The sequence below is a fragment of the Corynebacterium sp. c7Ub_26 genome (assembly GCF_053760365.1).
Genome location: NZ_JBSNBL010000003.1, coordinates 292,744 through 312,372, shown reverse-complemented (window position 1 = coordinate 312,372; position 19,629 = coordinate 292,744). Strand labels below are relative to the sequence as shown.

Below are 19,629 nucleotides of genomic sequence, written 5' to 3'. Positions count from 1 at the left end.
ATTTACCGGCGATGGCCATCGACGGCTCTTGGGGGGGCGGCCGGTCGTAGCCACTAGAGCTTCGTTGGTTTAGTCGCGGTCTTCCTCGTCGTCGATGGCGTTTAAGGGAATGAAGAATGAGGCTCCTAACTCTTCATTGCCACAGCTAGTGGCGCGGTTTTCTCTTTTTGCGGTGGCATACGTGGGTGAAACGCAGCTCCAATCGTCGGTGGCGGAATCCCAGAATTGGAAATTGCCGCTGCGCTCTCCATCCCGGCCTCCATCGCCTTGGGGGGCCTCGTCGTAGCGCTTGAGCACTTCTTGAGCATCGGCGCACTCAATATCGCCTTTTTCTACTACTATCTGGTAAGTTTTCCCGTCAGCCCCTGGGGAATCGCATTCTCCTGCTGAACTGCTATTCGAGTTGTTACTTGAGCTGTCAGAGTCGTCGCTTTCTTCGGTTGTGTCCGCCGTTGTGTCGTCGTTATTGACGGTGGGATTGATCGCGGCGTTATTTCGGGTAGGTTCCGTGGTTTCCTGCCCAGTGGTGGAGTTAGCCGACGGGGACGCCACTTGAGACTGCGTTACCGAAGTGGCGAGCGCTGCTCCATTGTTGTCCTGTCCATTGCGGTGGTTGGACCACACGTAACTCGCTCCACCAATCGCTCCACCGAGCAACACGAGTATGCCAACAATACTGGCGACGCCTTTCGCGCCAATGCGGTTAGGTTTTGTGTTTGCGGAAACGACGGTGCTTCCGTTTCCGCCGTAAGTATTCCCACTTGGAACATTTTCGTTTTGAGGGAATCCGCCTTGAGGAAACCCTTGGTTTGGTGTTGGTGGTTGTGATGTCGGCGGTTGTCCCCATTGGGGTTGGTTGGGTGGTTGATTAGTAAATCCGGGGGTGCCTTGCCCCTGTGTTTGCCCCTGTTGGGAGTTCGGGTTGTTCACTGGCGGAAATTGCCTTGTCTCGTTGTTCTGCCCACCCGCATGGTTCCACGTGTCCTCGGGGTTATTGGGCGGAAACTGGGTGGTCTCGGGGTCATTGTGTGGTTGTTCTCCTGATTCCTCGCTCATGGTGAGTCCGTGTTCGGTGGGGTAGAAAGGCTACTTAGCTAGGGACTAGTTAGTTGTGGATTCAATTTCAGCGTGCTGACCTCATCAGGTTTGCACTCTTCTAGTAAAGCGGACGTGAAGCCCACTCTTTATTTCCCACGGCGCAAGTCTGTGTTACGTACCCGTTTTTGTGGGGAACGGTAAGGTAAACACACCCGTCCCGGGCTCTCATGCGCTTTCACACGTGCCGTCTCATGAGCTCTGGCACACGCTGGAAATCTCTCCGTTCACTCCCGCTGTAAAAGATCTACACAAAACTATAGACAGAGCGGTCTATTTTGGGCTAATCTAAGCACGAACATGATGGTGTCCACTTCGGTGGCCGCCACGTGTGACAGTCGTTACGTAGGACAGATGTCCTCCATCAGGTGGCACTCATCAAGCGTCGCCCTTCAAGCGGAAAGGTTGCCATGCTTATTACCGGTCTCGTGCTTGGAACGGTCCTCGGTTACGTCATGCAAAGGGGTCGCTTTTGTGTCACCGGTATGCTGCGTGACATCTTCACGTTGAAAACATGGCGCGGATTCGTGGCGCTTCTCGTCGTGATCGCCGTCCACGCGGTCGGCTTAGCCGCACTAACCTCGCTGGGGGCCATCACCCCGGAGGTCGACGATTTCGCCCCCTTCGCCGTCGTCATCGGAGGCTTCCTCTTCGGCGTCGGCATTGTGTTGGCCGGCGGGTGCGCGTCGGGAACGTGGTACCGCTCGGGTGAAGGGCTCGTCGGCTCCTGGATTGCGCTGCTCACGTATGGTTTGTCGGCCGCCGCGATGAAAGCGGGCGCGCTGCAGGGGATCAACAGTGCACTTCGCGAATACACGGTTCCGCTCACCACTATTCAGCAGTCACTAGGGGTGTCGACGTGGGCTTTGGCCCTCCCGCTAGCCCTGTTGACCGCGTTCCTCGTCGCGAAGTTTGTTCGTGTCGAGGCAGCTCAGCCGAAAATCGCTCAGCTCGCGGCGAAGAAGACGGGCCTCGCGCACCTGTTGGCGGAAAAGCCCTGGCACGTGTACACAACGGGGGCGATCGTCGGTGTGCTCGGCGTCATCGCATGGCCTCTTTCTGCTGCGACGGGCCGCAACGATGGTTTGGGAATCACAACACCTAGCTCAGACCTGGTTCGTTTCGTGACGACGGGTGACGCGACCCGTATCAACTGGGGAGCCCTCCTTGTGCTTGGCATCCTGATCGGGTCGTACCTGGCGGCGAAGTTGTCGGGGGAGTTCCGCGTGCGAGTTCCGTCGGGAACCCAGTCGGTGCGGTCGGTCGCCGGCGGTGTGTTGATGGGCGTCGGCGCTGCGTGGGCGGGTGGCTGCACGGTCGGAAACGGCATGGTGCAGACGTCGCTGTTTAGCTACCAAGGTTGGGTTGCTTTGCTGTTCATCGCGTTGGGGGTGGGGTTCGCCGCGAAGCTGTGGCTGAAGCCTGCCGAGCCGATCAACTCTCAAGATCCGGACGGTTACACTTTGTCCCCATTTACTGCCGACGCCACCCGCGCGGCTAGCGTTGGCGACTTGGCTGTTGTTCCCGACGCCGAATTAGCGCCTGAACCCGGTATCGACGGCTTGACGCCTGAGACTAGTGGAGTCGAGCGCAGTGCAGTGTTGGCAGAGTCTGATGATCGTCAGAATGTGGAACGCGAGCCTGTTTTAGTGGGCGCCTCTGCGGGTGGTGGTTCTGCCGCCGATTCCGAATTGAATGCCGGAGGATTCGCGACAGCCGTTGGCTTACCGGCGGTGTCTGTGCTCGAGCGCCCGGCTGATGGTGGCGTCGATGGGTGTGATGCCGCTGACGGCACGGGCCGAAAGTTTCGCGGTGGTTTACGCCGCGTCGGTGAACGACGATTTGCCCTGGATACGTTGGGTGCGGTGTGCCCGTTCCCGTTGATTGAAGCGAAGAACGCGATGCAGCAGCTCTCCAGCGGAGATGAGCTGGTCATCGACTTCGATTGCACCCAGGCGACGCACGCTATCCCGCGATGGGCGGCGACCGATGGCCACGAGGTCACGAACTTCGAGGCCACCGACGACGCCGGATGGACCATTAGTGTGCGGAAAGGATAAGTCGATAGTGATTTAGCCTTTAGAGGTAATACTCTCGCGGCGTATAAACAATCTTTCCTTCACCGTCTTTGCATAGGAAGGCGCCGGGGACTGCATTTGGCGCTGGTTCTTCGCTGTATGAATTATGTGTGGGCTCACACGTCCAACCGTTGTCATCTAAGCCAGTTGAATCTTCTTTATCGTCTGAGGAGCCTCCAAAATCCTTGGTATCAACATAGTCCTGCATTGCTTCAAGAGCGTGTGAACAATCCACATCACCTTGGTGGACGAGTACGGGTGCTTTTACGGTTCCGTAATGATATCTGTCGAGGTCCACGTTGACGTCGCCACATTTGGATCCGGTGACGCCTGTGCCATCACCTCTACGCTTGATAATGGTGTAGCCCTTATCTGTAAAGTCGACGCGGTTATTATCGATGATGCATGTTGCTTTTTTATCCTCAAATACTCCGCATACGGTGTCACCGAATGGGGCTTTTTCTCCAGGGTGGAGAACCCCGCCATCGTTGGAGAAGTCACTGTCGGTCTTGAATTCCTGATGAGAATAAACGAACTTTTGGTCAGAATTCGGTGCCGATTCTGTACTGCGATCGGGATCAGGTTTTCCGGGTTGGTAGCAGCTTAATGTGTCCATCATGTTCGCGGAAAAGGCGATATAGCAATTGAAATTGGTGTCAGCGAGGCGGAAACCCACCCCATCACCACCGCCGAGAACATCTTTTCCGATGGACATATCGTCAAAGAGATGTGTGTACGTTGTTGGTTCACTGGAATCGTCATTGGTGGTGTAGTGGTTGTAGGCCACGCCACCACCCACCACCGCGCCACCGCCAAGGATTGCCGCTCCGACGATGCCTTTTGTTGATGTCAAGATGCCAGCGGCTCCGCTTTTACTGGCTCCACCCGCAGCGACTTTGCTTCCGCCCGCTGTAATCGCGTGAGAGCCACTTATCGGATCTGGTGGTCCTGCGGTGAAAGCTTGCGAGCCACTCATTGGATCAGGTGCTGAAGGGTGAGGCCCGGTGATAGTGCCATGCCCGCCGGGTGGTGTACCTGCTGCCGATGCTCCTCCGTCATAGTTGGGGCTGACGGGATGATGCGGTGCTGGTTGGTGTGGACCGATTGATCCGCTAGCTCCTCCGTCGGAGGAGTGGTGGGGTCCCCAGCCGGACTGGCCTTCTGACGTAAGACGTTCGATCGACGGGCGTGGGAATTGAGAGCGACGCTTGTTTTCTGCACCCGTCCGTGGCGTCGGCTGTGGACCTTGCTGTGGTGGTTCTTGTGGAGACTCTACAGGTTGCGGGGGTTGGTTTCCGGACCACGGTTGATTAGGTGGCCAGGGCTGGTTCCCCTGCTGTGGTTGATGAACGAACTGTGGTTGATTCCCAGGCCAAGGCTGATTTAACGCACCGGGATATTCGACCGGTCCAGATCCAGGTTGGTTACTAGCCCACGGCTGATTTCCGTACTGTGCTTGGTTCCCCGGCCAGGGCTGGTTGACAGGCTGGGGTTGATTCCCGGGCCATGGTTGATTACCGGGCGTTGGAGGATAGTTGAATTGGCCATTGGGTGGTGGTCCGTTAAAACCTCGTGGCCCATTAAAGCCTTGAGGAGGAAAGGCCGTCGTGGGTTGTGCATCCCCCTGCGTCCCAGCACCCCACTGCCCATTGTTCTGAGTGGTTTGCCCATTCGGCACGTTGTTCTGGTCGTTGGGTCCATTATTGTCCTGGGGATTGTTACCGTTCTGATTCGCGTTGTCTCCCCACGCTTCGTCGCGGTGTTCTTGTCCCCATTGCTGTTCGTTCATATTTTTCAGCCTCCTTTATTTATTAAAACGTTGAGGAGGGTTGTTGGCATTACATTCTGCATAAGTGTCCTAAAAGAAAGTATTTTGTTATTCGCTTGTCAACTGTTTGTGATGTCGACAATGGGGGCTTCACTTATGCTAGGAAGTGCGTATTCAATTTCAGTACGCATTTAATTCCACCATGCGGTGATGAGAGGTCGAAGAGCATGAAAGTGTCATCGTCACACGCAGTCAAGGGCATTGCGTTATTAGCTAGCGTGGTCGTGCTAGCTGGATGCAACCAGGGTGGTGATAACGACAACTCGCAGGCCACTAATCAGCCGACGTCCGTGGTAACGAAGTCTTCCACCGCTACTCCGAGTTCTGAAAGCACGGCAACATCAGAGGACAGTAGTAGTGACGTCGCGGAATCTGACGAGCAAGATGCGGCGGAGGCGGAAGATAGCAACGGCAAAACTGCTGCACAGCAGCGAAAAGATCAGGAAAGTTGCACCCAAATTACCGCGATACAGGAATTTCAAACCCACGCGGCCGAGCTTCCACCACCTGAGTGGGGGCAATGGGACATTGGTTCTTCCTCTTTCTCTGAAAACCAACCATGCGCTCCATTGTCATGGACATCATTAGTTCCCACGTATATTGGTGACGGCAATCCTCCTACACAGGTCATGCTGTTCCACAATGGCCGGTTCATAAAAACTGTGTCTCAGAAGCCGACAAACCCGCCGTATATCCGGCGCATTGATGATTCAACGATCAATGTCACCTGGGAATGGCCGAAACCAGGGGAGCCTCAGGCAGCGCCAACGGGACGATCAGTTGCCATGTTCCGCTGGGATGATCAATCCGAATCCGTCGTTATGGAAGGTGAGTTACCGCCAGACTAAGTCGTGTGTGAAACCTCCTGGGCGTTACACGTAATTACGTCCGGGGGTAAGTCGGGGGATCGCGTTATTGATCTAGACATCTATTGACCGCTGCAAAACCGTCACAGAAACTAAGATTTTAAACAGCAGAGCTGTATTCGGCGGTCAATAATCCCCAAACATTGGGCTCAACTACCGCCGCTTTTTCGCACACCTGAAACAAAGGCGGGTTGTCATGCACCACCGAAACAACGTCCGACGGCATTTCCCATACGCTCATAAATCGCGGCATGTACGTAAGTCGTCGCATTCACGTTTAATTTCCGCCGCTATTGTTACGCTCTCTATTCCACTGGCTAGCGTTGCCGTCGCCAATGGTGCGCCCAGTGATTCTCCGCAGCCTGATATTCCGGCGTCTGCACAGCCGAATGCAACGTGCGTCCCTTATCTCGGCGATATCGGTAAAGGGAATGGGCAGTTTCCTCTAGGGCTGGTTGCGCCTGATTTCGGTGATGATGGTTATGATGCTTTACCCGTCGCAAATAATGAAGATCTGCCGGAACGCATTGACTTACGAGACAATCATCAAGGTTTCAACGAAAAAATTGATGTTGCCCTTCATGAGGGATCATTGATGGTTCGTCATCGAGGGGAAGAGCAGTGGCGACATCTTTCGACTCCCGATTGCTTAGATGGAAACATTGTCAGCATGTCCATCAACGGTGATTCTCTCATCGCGCTGGATAAAGATGGCTGGATGTACACGCTGAGTAATTTGCTTTCGAGCCCGGCACGATGGGGTTGGATCAGGGCCTGGGGAGGGCCCGTGTGGTTGGGCAAAGGATTGCAATCGCCCACCACTGAGGAAGGGAAATGGTCGTTTACTCTGATCGACAACAATGTGGATAAAACATATTCCACGCCCGATGGTAAAGAACAGCCAATCTCGTATGCCAAAGTCACCCAAGTAGTCGCACTCGGCCAAGATGGATCGCATCTTTACAGCCTTGATCCGTGGCTTGCGCGTGACTATTCCTATGAAATCGGTACGCCATTTAATTCGCGTTTCCAGGCCGAATCCGTGTCGGCATCAGGATCGGTCATCTTTATTACCAATAAATACGGTGATATGTATACGAAGTTGTCCGACTATGACGTTCGCGGTGCCGACCCAGCTCAATTCCGCTACCAATGGAACGACCCCAACAATCCGGACGAGCGCTCGTCGGCAACTAATGCCCTTCAACAGCGATTGGATAACAATACAGCGCCGATAGCGATTGAAGGGCAAGAGTGGACTCCCCAGCCAAAAATTCCTGGCACAATCACGAGCAGGATTTCTATTCACACGACGGCGCCTGGCTCGACGAACCGCGAACTCAGGGTAGAGGGCGCGAATTCCGATGGTGAATCGGGTTATTGGCATAAGGCTCTGGCCGCTAAAAACTGGGCTTTCACCGCAACTCACTTACCGCTAGAGGGGAAGAAACTTGAAAATTCTTCCACCGATCGAAGCACAGATACATTGGCGGACGAATCAGCCTTTAGTTACGAGGGGAAAGTAACCGACAATGCGTCATTAAGCATCGATCACTTCGCCTACGCAGGTGAGAAACATGACATCACCGTAACGGTTAATGGTAAGAAGTATCCGCTGCTCCTAGAGACCGTCGATGGTCGCCTGGGAACTCCTTTATCGCAGCGTGTGCTGCCAGGTGAAGGAGAATTCGGAAGCAGACCTGCCGGATTGGTTGAAGGGATCCCACGAAATTACGTGGCAGCACTACGTGTCCCGCAGGAAACCAAGCAGGCCGCAGAACATGACCCCGAGTTGAAGAGTTTTCTGGACACATATCTCAAGGGCGAAGACCCGCACCAAGTATTTGCGCGGGTCACGCCGAGTGAATTCCAGATTATTAATTCACCAGTGAAAGATGTGGCGGTACCGGCTCCTGGGGCCGTGGCAACGCTTAATTCAGTGGAATAAAACCGGATCCGTCCTCACTGTTAGGTGCTTATAGGTTTCCCACGGCCTCCTGAACAGCGTCGACTATCTCAGCGCGCGTTGTCGCTTCGCGGAGGCGAGTGCGGAAATTGTCTCTCATCAGGGCACGCGCTAGCTGGGCGAGAATCTTCATGTGTTTCTTATTCGCCCCTTCAGGAACGGCAATGAGGAGCACAAAACGTACGGTCGTGTTATCCGGGCTGTTCCAGTCGACGCCATCGCCCGGAATCCGGGCGAACAACACCGTCGGCGTTGCGACGCCAGCTACCCGCGCATGAGGAATGGCCACTTCATTTCCCACCGCCGTCGTAGATTGTTCCTCGCGAGCCAGCGCTGCCTGGATCACTGCTTCACCATCGGTAATTCGGCCGGCCGTGACTGCGTGGTCTATCAAACCGCGAATGACGTTTTCGCGGTCCCCAGAAGGGGCGTTATCGTCCAGGACAACGAGTGTTTCGTCGATAAGGTGAGGAGCATCTGGCTCCCCAGCGCGCTTGGTGTCGGAAACAGCCCCGGCAGGTTCAGCGCTGGTAACAGCGCCAGTGTTCTGCGGGTTAGAAGCATCAGTAGAAGCATCAGCACCAGCAGCACTCGAACGGGGCGTTGTCCTCGGTGAATTCTTACTCCGGGACATACTTATGCGCGTCAGCCCCATCATGACGGCGACCGTCGTCGCGATACCAGCGAGCACGGCGATGAAGAACCACACAACGCCGTCGATAGCCCCCAGCACGGCAACAATCGGCCCGCCGTGCATGACGTTATCTTTCACACCCCATAAACCGGCGAGCGCACCGGCCACGGCTCCACCAATAACATTGGCCGGAATAACCTGAAACGGGCGAGCCGCTGCAAAAGGAATAGCGCCCTCGGTAATACCGAAACATCCCATGATTAGGGCAGCTATGCCAGCATCTTTTTCAGGCTTAGTAAACCATTGTCGGCGAATAAAAGTAATAACGCCCATTGCCAGCGGCGGGACCGCAATAGCCGCCGCGTTCATCCCCATCGGTGCAGCATTACCGGCAGCAATTAAACCGCCGCCGAAAAGAAACGCCGTTTTATTGAACGGACCGCCCATGTCAAAAGCGATCATTGCGCCCAAGATGGCGCCCAGCACCACAGACGACGTCCCATTCATGCTGGATAGCCAGTGCGTCAGGGCGTCGAAAAGTGATGCAATTGGTGCGCCGATGACATAAATAACAAGCAGGCCGACAATGAGCGTGGTTACAATCGGAATGACAATAATCGGCCAAATAGGGGCCACATACTTATTAACGGGAATCTTTCGAATAGCCAATGCTACGTAACCGGACAAAATACCCGTGACAATGCCACCAATAAATCCAGTGCCCGCCTCGGAGCCATACAGTGAACCGGTCACAGCGACCATACCGGTAATAAAACCGGGCGCCAACGCGGACCGGTCCGCAATTCCTTCCGCGATATAGGCCGATAACACCGGCACCATCAGGCTGAACGCTAATGTGCCCAGCTGATTAATGTCGTACCAAAAGCTATTTTTTGGTATTTGCATACCTTCCGATGTCGGGTGGCCACCCAAGGACAGCGCCACGGCGATGAGCAGCCCACCCGTCACCACGAAGGGGATCATGCGAGATACCCCAGCCATCAAGGCTCGGTAGATCACCGTCGCAGGGTTCAATGATTCACCGCTCGCTGATCCGTTCATCGACGTTCCATCGGCGTCAGGGGAGGAGCCCCCGGAGGCTCCCCCACCGGCGCCCGCGCCACGGTCACCGTCGCCACCCAGGTTCCCCTTGCCATGCTGCCCCCACTGTGGAGCGACCAGTGCGCGCCGAAGAAGATTATCAGGATGGCTGATTGCAGCATCAACACCCGTCGTGACCAGCCGTTTATTCACAAACCGCTCTTTGTCAATCGCAATATCCGCCGCAATAATCACGGCATCCGCCGTCGCAATATCCGCATGAGAAAAAGCATTATCGACGCCGATCGAGCCGTGAGTTTCCACCTTGATCGTCGCACCGGCCTCCTTGGCCGCGGCCTCGAGCTTCTCCGCGGCCATATACGTGTGCGCAATACCCGTCGGACATGCAGTAATTGCCAGGACCGTTGACCCCGCGACCGTGGGGTTCTCCCCGTCAACGGCGCTGCTCCTGTTAACGGTGTTCCCGTCAACGGCGGCTGTTCCCCCTAATGACGGCTCCCTATTTCCATCTGTGCTCATGGGAACGACCCTAGTTTGTGAAAGCCGGCTTCACGTGAGAGGTATATCAAGTAGAAAAACTGACTTAAGGCGTCGATACCTATACCGTTATTAGATGGCAAGGGAGGGTTACACCTCCGTCGAACTACGAAGGGCTCACGCTGTGCCAGCCTCATCCCATAGCTCCCCGCCGGAAAAGCCCGGTTTCTCACATTCTCGCCGCGGAACACCGCAACAGGTCGGCCAGGCGCTCAAGCGAGCCGTTAACCCAGAACCTCGGCTCCACCCCGGCCTCATCCCTGGCATCAGCGTCGTCGGCGCTGACATGCAAGAATGGATCACCACTCACTTTGCATGGCTGCTGGGCGGCCTCATGATCGCGGTCCTTCTTTTCATGCTGATCGTCGGGTACGGTCCCACCGGGAACATCAAACTGGGTGCCGACGATTCTCGCCCGGATTATTCCACCGGATCGTGGATCGCCATGCTCTTTGCTGCGGGCCTCGGCATCGGCTTGATTTTCTACGGACCGCTGGAACCCCTGACGCATTTGCTCGCCCCGACGCCGGCCACCGACGCCAAGTCCGGCACGATGGCCGCGGTGTTGCCGTCGATGTCCACGACGATCCTGCACCAGGCCAGCCTGGCGTGGGCGATTTACGCCTTCGTCGGCGGTGCTATTGCCTACTCGTCGTACCGACGCGGCCGCCTCCCACTCATTTCCTCCATTTTCGAGCCTGTTTTCCCCGACGGGACGCACAAAATTCTGGGCGGATTTATTGACATCTTCGCCGTTCTTGTCACTCTCTTTGGGACGGCGATTTCCCTCGGTATCGGCGCCCTGCAAATCCGCACAGGAACGTCGCTATTAACAGGAAAAGAAATTCACGGCAACGCTTTCCTGATCGGAGCCATGGTTCTCCTTACTGTGGTGTTTGTTTTCTCTGCAGTCAGTGGAATTAAACGCGGAATCCGGATGCTATCGAACGCAAATATGATCATTGTGGTGGCATTGGCTGCTTTCGCATTAATCACCGGCCCCACCTTGTTCATTCTGGATCTTTTCCCGACGTCTATTTACGCGCTGTTCCAAAACTTCATGGCGATGATGTCCATCTCGCCGAGCCAAGGTGATGCCGAGAAGGAATTCTTGACGTCGTGGACCACGATGTATTGGGCGTGGTGGGTGTCATGGTCGCCGTTCGTCGGAATGTTTATTGCAAAAAGTTCGAAAGGGCGAACGCTGCGCCAATTCACCACCGTGGTGATTTTTGTTCCCGCGCTGATTTCCACCGCGTGGTACACGATTTATGGCGGCACCGCGATGTGGATGAATATGAAAGGCCCTGGTCTTGAGGTTAAAGGCTCGGGCGAAAACGTGATGTTCGATCTGCTGGATAATCTTCCTTTGACACCCATAACATCGACCGTCGTTCTTATTGCGGTCGTGATCTTCTTTACGACGGCTGCTGATTCCGCCACCAATGTGGTGGGCTCTATGTCTCAGTCGGGTCGAGCTTTGCCGTCCACTCCGATCACGATCATGTGGGGCGTTACCCTTGGGCTCATCGCGATTTTCTTGTTGCTGGCCGGTGGTCAAGATGCGCTGTCGGGGTTGCAATCGATCATGGTGACCAGTGCGTTCCCGTTCGTGTTCATTGTTATCGGGATCATGATTGCCTGGGCGAAGGACCTACGTCAGGATCCGTACATGATTCGACGCACCTACGCGCGCGAAGCCATTTCACGTGGTGTGCATCGCGGCATTGACATGTATGGGGATGATTTCGTGTTCGGTACCTCGCGTGTCCCGGCGGAGCAGGGTGCGGGTGCCGAATTCCGCAGCGACGATCCGTCCTTGACGGACTGGTACGTCGACCATCGAGGTGCGACCACCGAGGGCGATGACGACAACGAAAACGGATAACCCCGGCGAAAACGCAAACTCGCCGGGGTCACATAACGTCAAATAACGAGGCTGAGCAGCATAACTGAGAGCAGCCCCGTCACGGACAAAATCGTCTCCATGAGGGACCATGTTTTGAACGTCTGTCCCACGGTCATCCCGAAGTACTCTTTGACCAGCCAGAACCCGGCGTCGTTGACGTGTGAGAGAAATACCGATCCGACGCCGATGGCCAGCACGAGCAGCGCCGTGTGGGTGTCGGTTAGGTTGGCAGCTGCGGGGGCCATGATTCCGGCGGTGGTAATCGTCGACACGGTTGCTGAACCGGTAGCTAACCGAATCGCCACGGCAACCAGCCACCCGGCCAGGATGGGGGAGAGCCCCACACCGTGGATCCAATCGCCAATAACCGTCGCGACACCCGTCTCCACCAGCGTTTCTTTGAAACCGCCACCGGCGCCCACGATCAAAAGAATCCCCGCGATGGGACCGAAAGAGCCACCGGCGACATCGGATGTTTCCTTCAACGAATGTCCGGTGCGCAGCCCCAGCATGATCATCGCGTAAAACGTCGTAATGAGCAGAGCAACCAGCGGCTCGCCGACAAAGTCGAGGGCATTGCCGAAGGCGCTTCCTTTGTCGATGCCGATGGTTTCCTCGACAGTCCTGGCCAGCATCAATACAACGGGAAGCAAAATAACGGAAATCCCGACGCCAAACGAGGGGCGGGACTCGCGCGGAATGTTTTTATCCGTGTCGAACGTGTCCGGCGCCGGCACAGGAACCCACTTCGCCATGAATCGCGCGGAAATCGGACCAGAGATAATGACCGTCGGGATGGCGACGATCAACCCGAGACCCAAGGTCAGCCCAAGGTTGGCGGATAGGGAATCGATGGCAATCAGGGGACCGGGGTGTGGCGGGATCAAACCGTGCAAAGCTGACAACCCGGCGAGCGCGGGGATGCCCAATAGCACCACCGGGGCGTGAACACGTCGCGCCACCAGCATCACCACGGGGATGAGCAGAACCAGGCCGACCTCGAAGAACAGCGGAATACCAATCAGGAACGCCAGCGTCGCCATCACCCAGGGGAGACGGTGCTCAGAGGTGTGCTCGAGGAACGTGTCAACGATTTCGTCCGCCGCGCCGGTCTCAACCAGCAGCGCGCCAATAATTGCACCGAGCGCGATCAGAACCCCGACGCCGCCGACCGTCGACCCCATTCCCGACGAAAAAGCGGTGAAGGTATCAGTTAGCGTGATACCCGCCAGGAGCGCCAACGCCCCAGAGCCGACCAGCAGCGACAAGAACGGGTGCAGTTTCAGCCACGTGATCAGCACAATAATGAGCGCGATGCTCACGCACGCTGCCATGATGAGCTGCCCGTGGGAGGCGTGCACAGTGACGGTGGAGTCAGCTGCAAGCGGAGTGAGCATTACTCATGACCTCCGGCGTCGGCACTTCGCTGAGCAATGGCCAGCACTTGTTTATCCAATTCCTCAATGGTTTGAGAAATGTCGAGGGTGATCCCGTTCTCGTCACCCTCCAGCGTTTCCAGTGTGTCGAACTGCGATGGCAGCAGCGAGCGGGGCATAAAGTGGCCCGACCGTAATTCCATCCTGCTCGCAATGAGTTCCATCGGGCCATCGAGGTGGACGAAGAGAACATTGCCGTGGGCTTCGCTCAGCAGATCGCGGTAGGCGCGTTTCAGGGCAGAGCAGGTCACGACGGTTGACTCGCCGGCGTCGCCGTGCTCGGACATCCAATCCCGTAGGGCACGCAGCCACGGCCAGCGGTCGTCGTCGGTAAGCGGAATCCCAGATTCCATTTTCTGGATATTCGATTGCGGGTGGAAGTCATCGGCCTCCGCGTAGGGGAAGCCGGTCGAATCATGGAGATGCTGGGCAACGGACGTTTTCCCACTGCCACTAACCCCCATGACGACAATATGGAGAGGAGCTGAAAGGTCCATAGTCGTTCCTTGTCGATGTTTATGTGGTTTGGCTCACTTAATGCCGCGTAAGAGCCAAGGATCACACACAACCGTACTCATGAACCGGACACAACCCTCGTGTGGCTGGGGTTCCTGCCCTCATTTTCACCCCCGACATTGGCCTATCCGAGAGTGCGGCCGGTAAATCATGCACGTGAACGACGGTGATAATGTCGGGACGGTTACCCCCGGTGTCGTTCTCCTGCTGCTGTTCTCCTGTTGCAGCGAGTTCCGTTTTGTAACGGCTACTCCGTTATCGAAATGATGGGCGTCGATGAGCCTTATGGCTGAGGTGTCCCACGACGGGGTCGTGGGACATCGCGTCGATGTCGATGGCGTCCAACAACTCGGGTGCCGACGCGCACTCCGGGTGGCCGAGGGACTGTGCCACCCATGCCCATGCTGTGTCGTGGCCGAGCTCACGTACCGTGACCGCACCGTCCCGCTTAGCTAGGCGTTTGAGCTGGTGATCAGTCGTCTCGTGGCCTTTCATCTGCTCTCTCGTGACGACGAGGGGCACGTGGTTATATCGCCAGCGTGTGGGGGCAATAGCCGTTTTATGTGAGGCATCAGTAGCCCACGGCTCTAAAACAGTGGCCAAGAAGTTTTGGCCGGGTGCCGACGCGAGAAGATCGTCACCGCGTGTGATCTGGTCAATGCCCATGGTGAGGTCATCGACGACGACGGCCAGGTTGTACGCCCAATTGCCATCCCCGCGGCGAAGGACAATATCGTCGACCGGACCCGAATAACCGGTGGAAACACTGGATAGTGTGGAAGCGGGCCGGTCCTTGGATGCGGGGTCGTAATGCGGTTCGGAATGCTCGGGGGGAGTGGTGAAATCTTCGTGGATCGTCCAGAGCCGAGGGGGAGTGGTGTGGTTATCTGTGGACCGGTTATTTGTGGTGGCGTGACCATCAGCCACGATTGCGTCGTACGCTGCGTGGGCATTGAATCGAATAGCAGGTGGACGCCCTTGTGCGGCGAGTTTGTTGCGCTGCTCCTGGCGTTGTTCGTCGGTGAGATTCCTGCACGTACCGGGGTACATTCCGGGTGTCGCATGCGGTGCTCGTGAAGCTTCACGTATGTCTTTGCGGGAGCAATAGCACTCGTATACCCACCCGCGTTTGGCTAGCCAGGCGAGTACATCGTCGTAAAGAGGAAAGCGATCGGATTGCTTGACGGGATCCTCATCCCAATCCATGCCGAACGAAGCGAGGTCCTCCATTTGGTCGAGTGCGGCGCTGTCATGGGAGCGTTCCCGGTCGATATCCTCGACGCGGTACAGCATGCGACGGCCCGTTGCTCGAGCAAAAATCCAGGCCAAGGTGTAGGTGCGCAAGTTCCCGAGGTGGAAATCTCCGGAAGGGCTGGGGGCAAAACGCCCCGCACCACTTACCGAGGCTGTCTCGGGTGTTAAGACTGCCCCCGGTACTCGAGTGTTTTCCTGTGCTATGCCCACTGTGTATCCGTTATTTCCACGTTGGTGTTGTTTATTCGTGTTCGCTATTTCCACTCTGGTGCGCGCCCACCATTGGCATAATACCGACCAAGAAATTCATCACGGTATTCGTAGAAACGACCGTCGATGAGCGCCTGCCGTGCATTATGCACCAGTGACACAATGAATTGAATATTATGAATACTGCACAGAGTTCCCGCTAAAAATTCTTTAGCTTTGAGCAAATGGTGAATATATGCGCGGGAATACTGGCTAGCATATCCCTCTAGTTCATCATCGATGGGACGGAAATCACGCGTAAACCGCGCTGTTTTCAAACTCAATCGTCCATCGAGTGTGTAGACACCGCCACGCCGACCCAACCGGGTGGGGGAAACACAATCAAAAGTATCCGCACCAGCCTCGATGGCGGTGAACAAATCATCAGGCTCGCTAATGCCTAACAGGTGACGGGGTTTATTGTCTGGCAAAACATCAGTGACCCACCCGACGATAGTCCCCAGCGCACTTTTCTCCAGGGCGCCGCCAATTCCGAAACCACCGAATCCACGACGGCCTTCAGCCTCGAAGCGGTCTGACATATCGACCAATGATTGCGCAGCGTGGCGTCGTAAATCTTCATATTGAGCGCCCTGAACCACACCCCACAAGGACTGAAGTGGCTTACCGACGCGGGCCTCCGTCAGCCGGTTATGTTCCTCAAGACACCGCTCCGCCCAGCGCCGAGTTCGTTCCACTGACTCCTCTTGGTATTCCCGCGAATCCACCAATGTTGTCAGCTCATCAAACGCGAACATAATATCGGCGCCTAATCCGTGTTGGATTTGCATCGACTTTTCAGGAGTAAAGCGATGCTTGGATCCATTAATAACGCTGCGGAAATTAACGCCGTCGTCATCAACGTGGGCGTAACGCTCTTTATGTCGAGCTTTTACATCCTCCGGTTTAATATCCTTGGTCTCCATGCCTAATACTTTTTTAAACCCGACGCCCAGGCTCATGACCTGAAACCCGCCAGAATCGGTGTACGTCGGGCCATGCCAATTCTCAAATGCGGCGACGCCACCGGCTTCATCAACCAGATCAGGGCCCGGCTGAAGATAAAGATGGTAAGCGTTAGAGAGGATCGCTTGAGCACCGGTCGCTCTGATTTGCTCCGGAGTGAGCATCTTGACCGTTGCTTTTGTTGCCACAGGAATAAAAGCGGGTGTGGGAATATCGCCGTGAGGAGTGTGGATCACTCCGGCTCGCGCCTTTCCCGCGGAATTTATGACGTCGAATGACGTATCGGTGGCAGGTGAGCCCTCTATGGCAGGGGATTCAGTCATGACAGACAGAGTAGCAACGGTATGGCCGTGGGTACGAAGCCCAGCTGGACGCTCCTTGTCCGGCCAGGCTGTCAGCTCTCCCACCATTGGCGCTCGGGAACTGCCATCGTGCCGTCTTGAAGCGGTTTCACGCCCAAGGCTTGGTGCAGCTGCACAATATTGTGGTCGAATCCCCACGCAGACCCAGCCATATATACCCCATATAGCTTCGCCGTAGCTTCACTTACTTCGTCGCAGGCAGCATCCCAATTCTCTTCCAAGTTGTTGCACCATGCTTTGAGGGTTCGAGCGTAGTGAGGACGTAAGTTTTCCTCGTGCATCACTTCAAAGCCTGCGCCCTGCATATTCGCAATAATATTTCCTGAACAGTGCAATTCTCCGTCGGGGAAAATATATCGATCAAGGAACGGGCCAGCATTGGTCTTGGCCTCATTAATCGGGCGAGTAATGCAGTGGTTGAGTATCAATCCGCCCGGGCGAAGCTTGTTGAAAAGAAAGGAAAAGAAATCATGGTAATTAGCGGTACCGATGTGTTCCAGAATGCCGATAGCTGAAATGGCATCGAAATTTGTTTCTGGAATATCGCGATAGTCTTGGAACCGCACCTCAGCGAGATCGCTAAGCCCCTGACGACCAATCTCTTCATTAGCCCATTCGGCTTGTTCTCGTGACAAGGTTGCCCCGATCGCCTTGACTCCGTGGCTGGCGGCATAGCGAACCATTCCACCCCAGCCACAGCCAACATCGAGAAGTGTGTCCCCTGGCTGTAGGCGTAATTTATCGAAAATAAGGCGGTATTTATTTTCTTGCGCTTCCTCCAGGGTGGCGGAGGGGTCGGGGTAATACGCGCACGTGTAAGTCATCGACGGCCCCAAAAACAGTTCATAAAACCTATTCGAGACGTCATAATGGTGGCTAATTGATTCCGCATCACGTTGCTGAGAATGTCGGGATAACCCGTCAATGGCCCGCTGCCAAAAGGGCACCATTTCCTGCGGAGGCTGAGGCAAATTCCGGAAGGCATCCATGGCCGCCAAGGTACCGATAATCCGACGAACTGTGGACGGCGACACCTTCTTTAAGCGAGCAGTCCGCAATACCCCGAACAAGTCGTAGGGGTTCGCAGGATGAGTCCCTTTCACCCGCAAATTATCCGTTAAATACGCGCGAGCAAGACCTAATTCACCCGACGCGGTTGCGATATATGCTAAACCGTCTTTGGTGATGTGTATTCCCATCTCGCCGGAAGCGCCCGCCGAAGTCGCTGCGCCATTCGTCGCCCCAGCCGAGGAACCATCGAAAGCAGTGACACGAATGGGGAAGTCAGCGATGGCGTCGATAATCTCGCCCACCGTCATGGGGTCCGACGTGGGTCGAATCAACTTAGTCAAAGGAGTGCTGAGTAGAGCCGACATGATTGTCGGGTCAGCACCGACCATGCTGGTTGCGTGGCGGGCAAGTCCGGGAATTTTCACCATGACGATTAACTGTACTAATAGCTACGTCCGCTAGCTACGCTTTCCACCAGGGGCGCAGCGGAAGACTCCACGTCCCATCGTCGGGAAGTTTCTGCCCCAACACCTGGTGGAGCTGAATGATGTTGTGGTCGAAGCCCCACTCGGAACCGGCCATATATAGACCGAACAAACGCGCCGTGGACGGCTCCACCAACGTGCTGGCCTCGTCCCAGTTGTTCTGCAGATTCAGGCACCAATCACGCAGCGTGTGGGCATAATGCGGCCGCAGATCTTCCTCATGGACAACGTCGAAACCGACGTCCTGCATACGGGTAATGATGGTGCCCGCGCCCGTCAGCTCGCCGTCAGGGAAAATGTAGCGTCCAATGAACTGGCCCGTTCGCGTCGGGCGGTTATGTGGCCGGGTAATGCAGTGGTTAAGGATCATTCCCTCAGGCCGCAATTTGCCATAAAGGAAGCTAAAGAATGATCGATAATTCTTTGGACCAATGTGCTCCAGAATGCCGATAGCAGAAACAGCGTCGAAATCGCTCTCTGGAACATCGCGATAATCCTGGTAGCGGACCTCCGCGAATTCCTCGAGCCCCTGGCGCTTAATTTCTTCATTCGCCCACTCAGCCTGCGCATGAGACAGCGTCACGCCCAACGCATGAACACCACGCTTGGCCGCGTAGCGGACCATTCCGCCCCAACCGCAACCGACATCAAGAAGACGATCGCCCTCTTTCAGCCGCAACTTATCAAACACCAACCGGTATTTGTTTTCTTGAGCCTCTTCCAACGTCGCGTTTTCAGTGGGGTAACACGCACAGGTGTACGTCATCGATGGCCCTAAGAAATGCTCGTAAAAGCTATTGGAAACGTCATAATGATGGCTAATCGCTTGTGCATCGCGAGCCTTAGAGTGCCGACGAGTCGACTTCGCCACTCCCTCCATCGCACCCCGGAGAGCCTTGTGCCACCCAGGGATAACTTCCTGGTGAGGGATGGGAAGGCGTCGGAAAGCGTGATGATTGCGTAACTCACGGATCAGTTTGGCAATCACACGAGGATTCTTAGAGATAGAAACGGTCGAATACGCCTTTTGTAAATCGTCGAAAAGGACATATGGATGGGCAGGATGAGATCCTTTGCCCTCAACAGTCAATGCGCCCGTCACATAGGCGCGGGCAAGTCCTAAATCGCCCGGTGCCGTCGCGATATGGGCCAGAGCATCCTCGTTTTCCAGACGGACAGTAATATCGCCCGAACCAATGGAGCTTCCGTCATAAGCCTCCACCTTGAATGGCAGCGGCCCTTTCGTAATAGATGCGATGATATCTGCGACAGTCATACTCAATGCGCCCGACTCTTTCCTCTTCGTCCTCAGGTATTCGGCTGGCGCAATGGCGCTACACGGCAGGTACTGGCCTAATGACCTCGTATGTCGGTA

At 55.7% G+C, this 19,629-nt stretch carries 13 protein-coding genes; 4 read left to right on the top strand and 9 right to left on the bottom strand.

The features are described 5' to 3' along the window. Positions 1 to 69 precede the first annotated feature (69 nt). On the bottom strand, positions 70 to 1,056 hold the full coding sequence (locus ACWORE_RS07060) for a hypothetical protein (protein ID WP_455303276.1): 987 nt from the start codon (positions 1,054 to 1,056) through the stop codon (positions 70 to 72). Positions 1,057 to 1,505: 449 nt separating this feature from the next. On the opposite strand from ACWORE_RS07060, the gene ACWORE_RS07055 reads away from it, so the two are divergent. Then, positions 1,506 to 3,155, top strand: a complete 1,650-nt coding sequence (locus ACWORE_RS07055) for a YeeE/YedE thiosulfate transporter family protein (RefSeq protein ID WP_406606012.1) — start codon at positions 1,506 to 1,508, stop codon at positions 3,153 to 3,155. Between the two features lie 19 nt (positions 3,156 to 3,174). Here the strand turns inward: ACWORE_RS07055 and ACWORE_RS07050 are convergent, their stop codons facing one another. Continuing rightward, a complete protein-coding gene (locus tag ACWORE_RS07050; RefSeq protein WP_455303275.1) occupies positions 3,175 to 4,962 on the bottom strand; it encodes a hypothetical protein in 1,788 nt (595 codons plus the stop codon). Positions 4,963 to 5,174: 212 nt separating this feature from the next. On the opposite strand from ACWORE_RS07050, the gene ACWORE_RS07045 reads away from it, so the two are divergent. Then, a complete protein-coding gene (locus ACWORE_RS07045) occupies positions 5,175 to 5,849 on the top strand; it encodes an LppP/LprE family lipoprotein (protein WP_406605424.1) in 675 nt (224 codons plus the stop codon). A 214-nt stretch (positions 5,850 to 6,063) separates the two neighbouring features. After that, a complete protein-coding gene (locus ACWORE_RS07040; RefSeq protein WP_455303274.1) occupies positions 6,064 to 7,815 on the top strand; it encodes a hypothetical protein in 1,752 nt (583 codons plus the stop codon). A gap of 28 nt (positions 7,816 to 7,843) precedes the next feature. Here the strand turns inward: ACWORE_RS07040 and ACWORE_RS07035 are convergent, their stop codons facing one another. Then, positions 7,844 to 9,886: a fructose-specific PTS transporter subunit EIIC gene (locus ACWORE_RS07035; RefSeq protein WP_455303361.1), complete on the bottom strand. Its 2,043-nt coding sequence runs from the start codon at positions 9,884 to 9,886 to the stop codon at positions 7,844 to 7,846. A 304-nt stretch (positions 9,887 to 10,190) separates the two neighbouring features. Between ACWORE_RS07035 and ACWORE_RS07030 the strand changes: the two genes are divergently transcribed. After that, positions 10,191 to 11,954 carry a BCCT family transporter gene (locus tag ACWORE_RS07030; protein ID WP_455303273.1) on the top strand — a complete coding sequence of 588 codons (1,764 nt, stop codon included), beginning with the start codon at positions 10,191 to 10,193 and terminating at the stop codon, positions 11,952 to 11,954. A 38-nt stretch (positions 11,955 to 11,992) separates the two neighbouring features. Here the strand turns inward: ACWORE_RS07030 and ACWORE_RS07025 are convergent, their stop codons facing one another. From ACWORE_RS07025 to ACWORE_RS07000, 6 genes are all read right to left on the bottom strand, one after another. Beyond that, entirely contained in the window at positions 11,993 to 13,372 is a 1,380-nt protein-coding gene (locus ACWORE_RS07025) for a GntP family permease (RefSeq protein ID WP_455303272.1), read from the bottom strand. Then, complete coding sequence (locus ACWORE_RS07020) at positions 13,372 to 13,908, bottom strand: gluconokinase (protein ID WP_455303271.1); 537 nt, start codon at positions 13,906 to 13,908, stop codon at positions 13,372 to 13,374. Before ACWORE_RS07020 ends, ACWORE_RS07025 begins: the two co-directional genes overlap by 1 nt. Positions 13,909 to 14,182: 274 nt before the next feature. After that, a complete protein-coding gene (locus ACWORE_RS07015) occupies positions 14,183 to 15,391 on the bottom strand; it encodes a glutamate--tRNA ligase family protein (protein WP_455303270.1) in 1,209 nt (402 codons plus the stop codon). A 44-nt stretch (positions 15,392 to 15,435) separates the two neighbouring features. Further along, on the bottom strand, positions 15,436 to 16,719 hold the full coding sequence (gene tgt, locus ACWORE_RS07010; protein ID WP_455303269.1) for a tRNA guanosine(34) transglycosylase Tgt: 1,284 nt from the start codon (positions 16,717 to 16,719) through the stop codon (positions 15,436 to 15,438). Positions 16,720 to 16,790: 71 nt separating this feature from the next. Next, positions 16,791 to 18,077, bottom strand: a complete 1,287-nt coding sequence (locus ACWORE_RS07005; protein ID WP_455303359.1) for a class I SAM-dependent methyltransferase — start codon at positions 18,075 to 18,077, stop codon at positions 16,791 to 16,793. A 154-nt stretch (positions 18,078 to 18,231) separates the two neighbouring features. Beyond that, a complete protein-coding gene (locus ACWORE_RS07000) occupies positions 18,232 to 19,530 on the bottom strand; it encodes a class I SAM-dependent methyltransferase (protein WP_455303268.1) in 1,299 nt (432 codons plus the stop codon). Between the last annotated feature and the right edge of the window lie 99 nt (positions 19,531 to 19,629).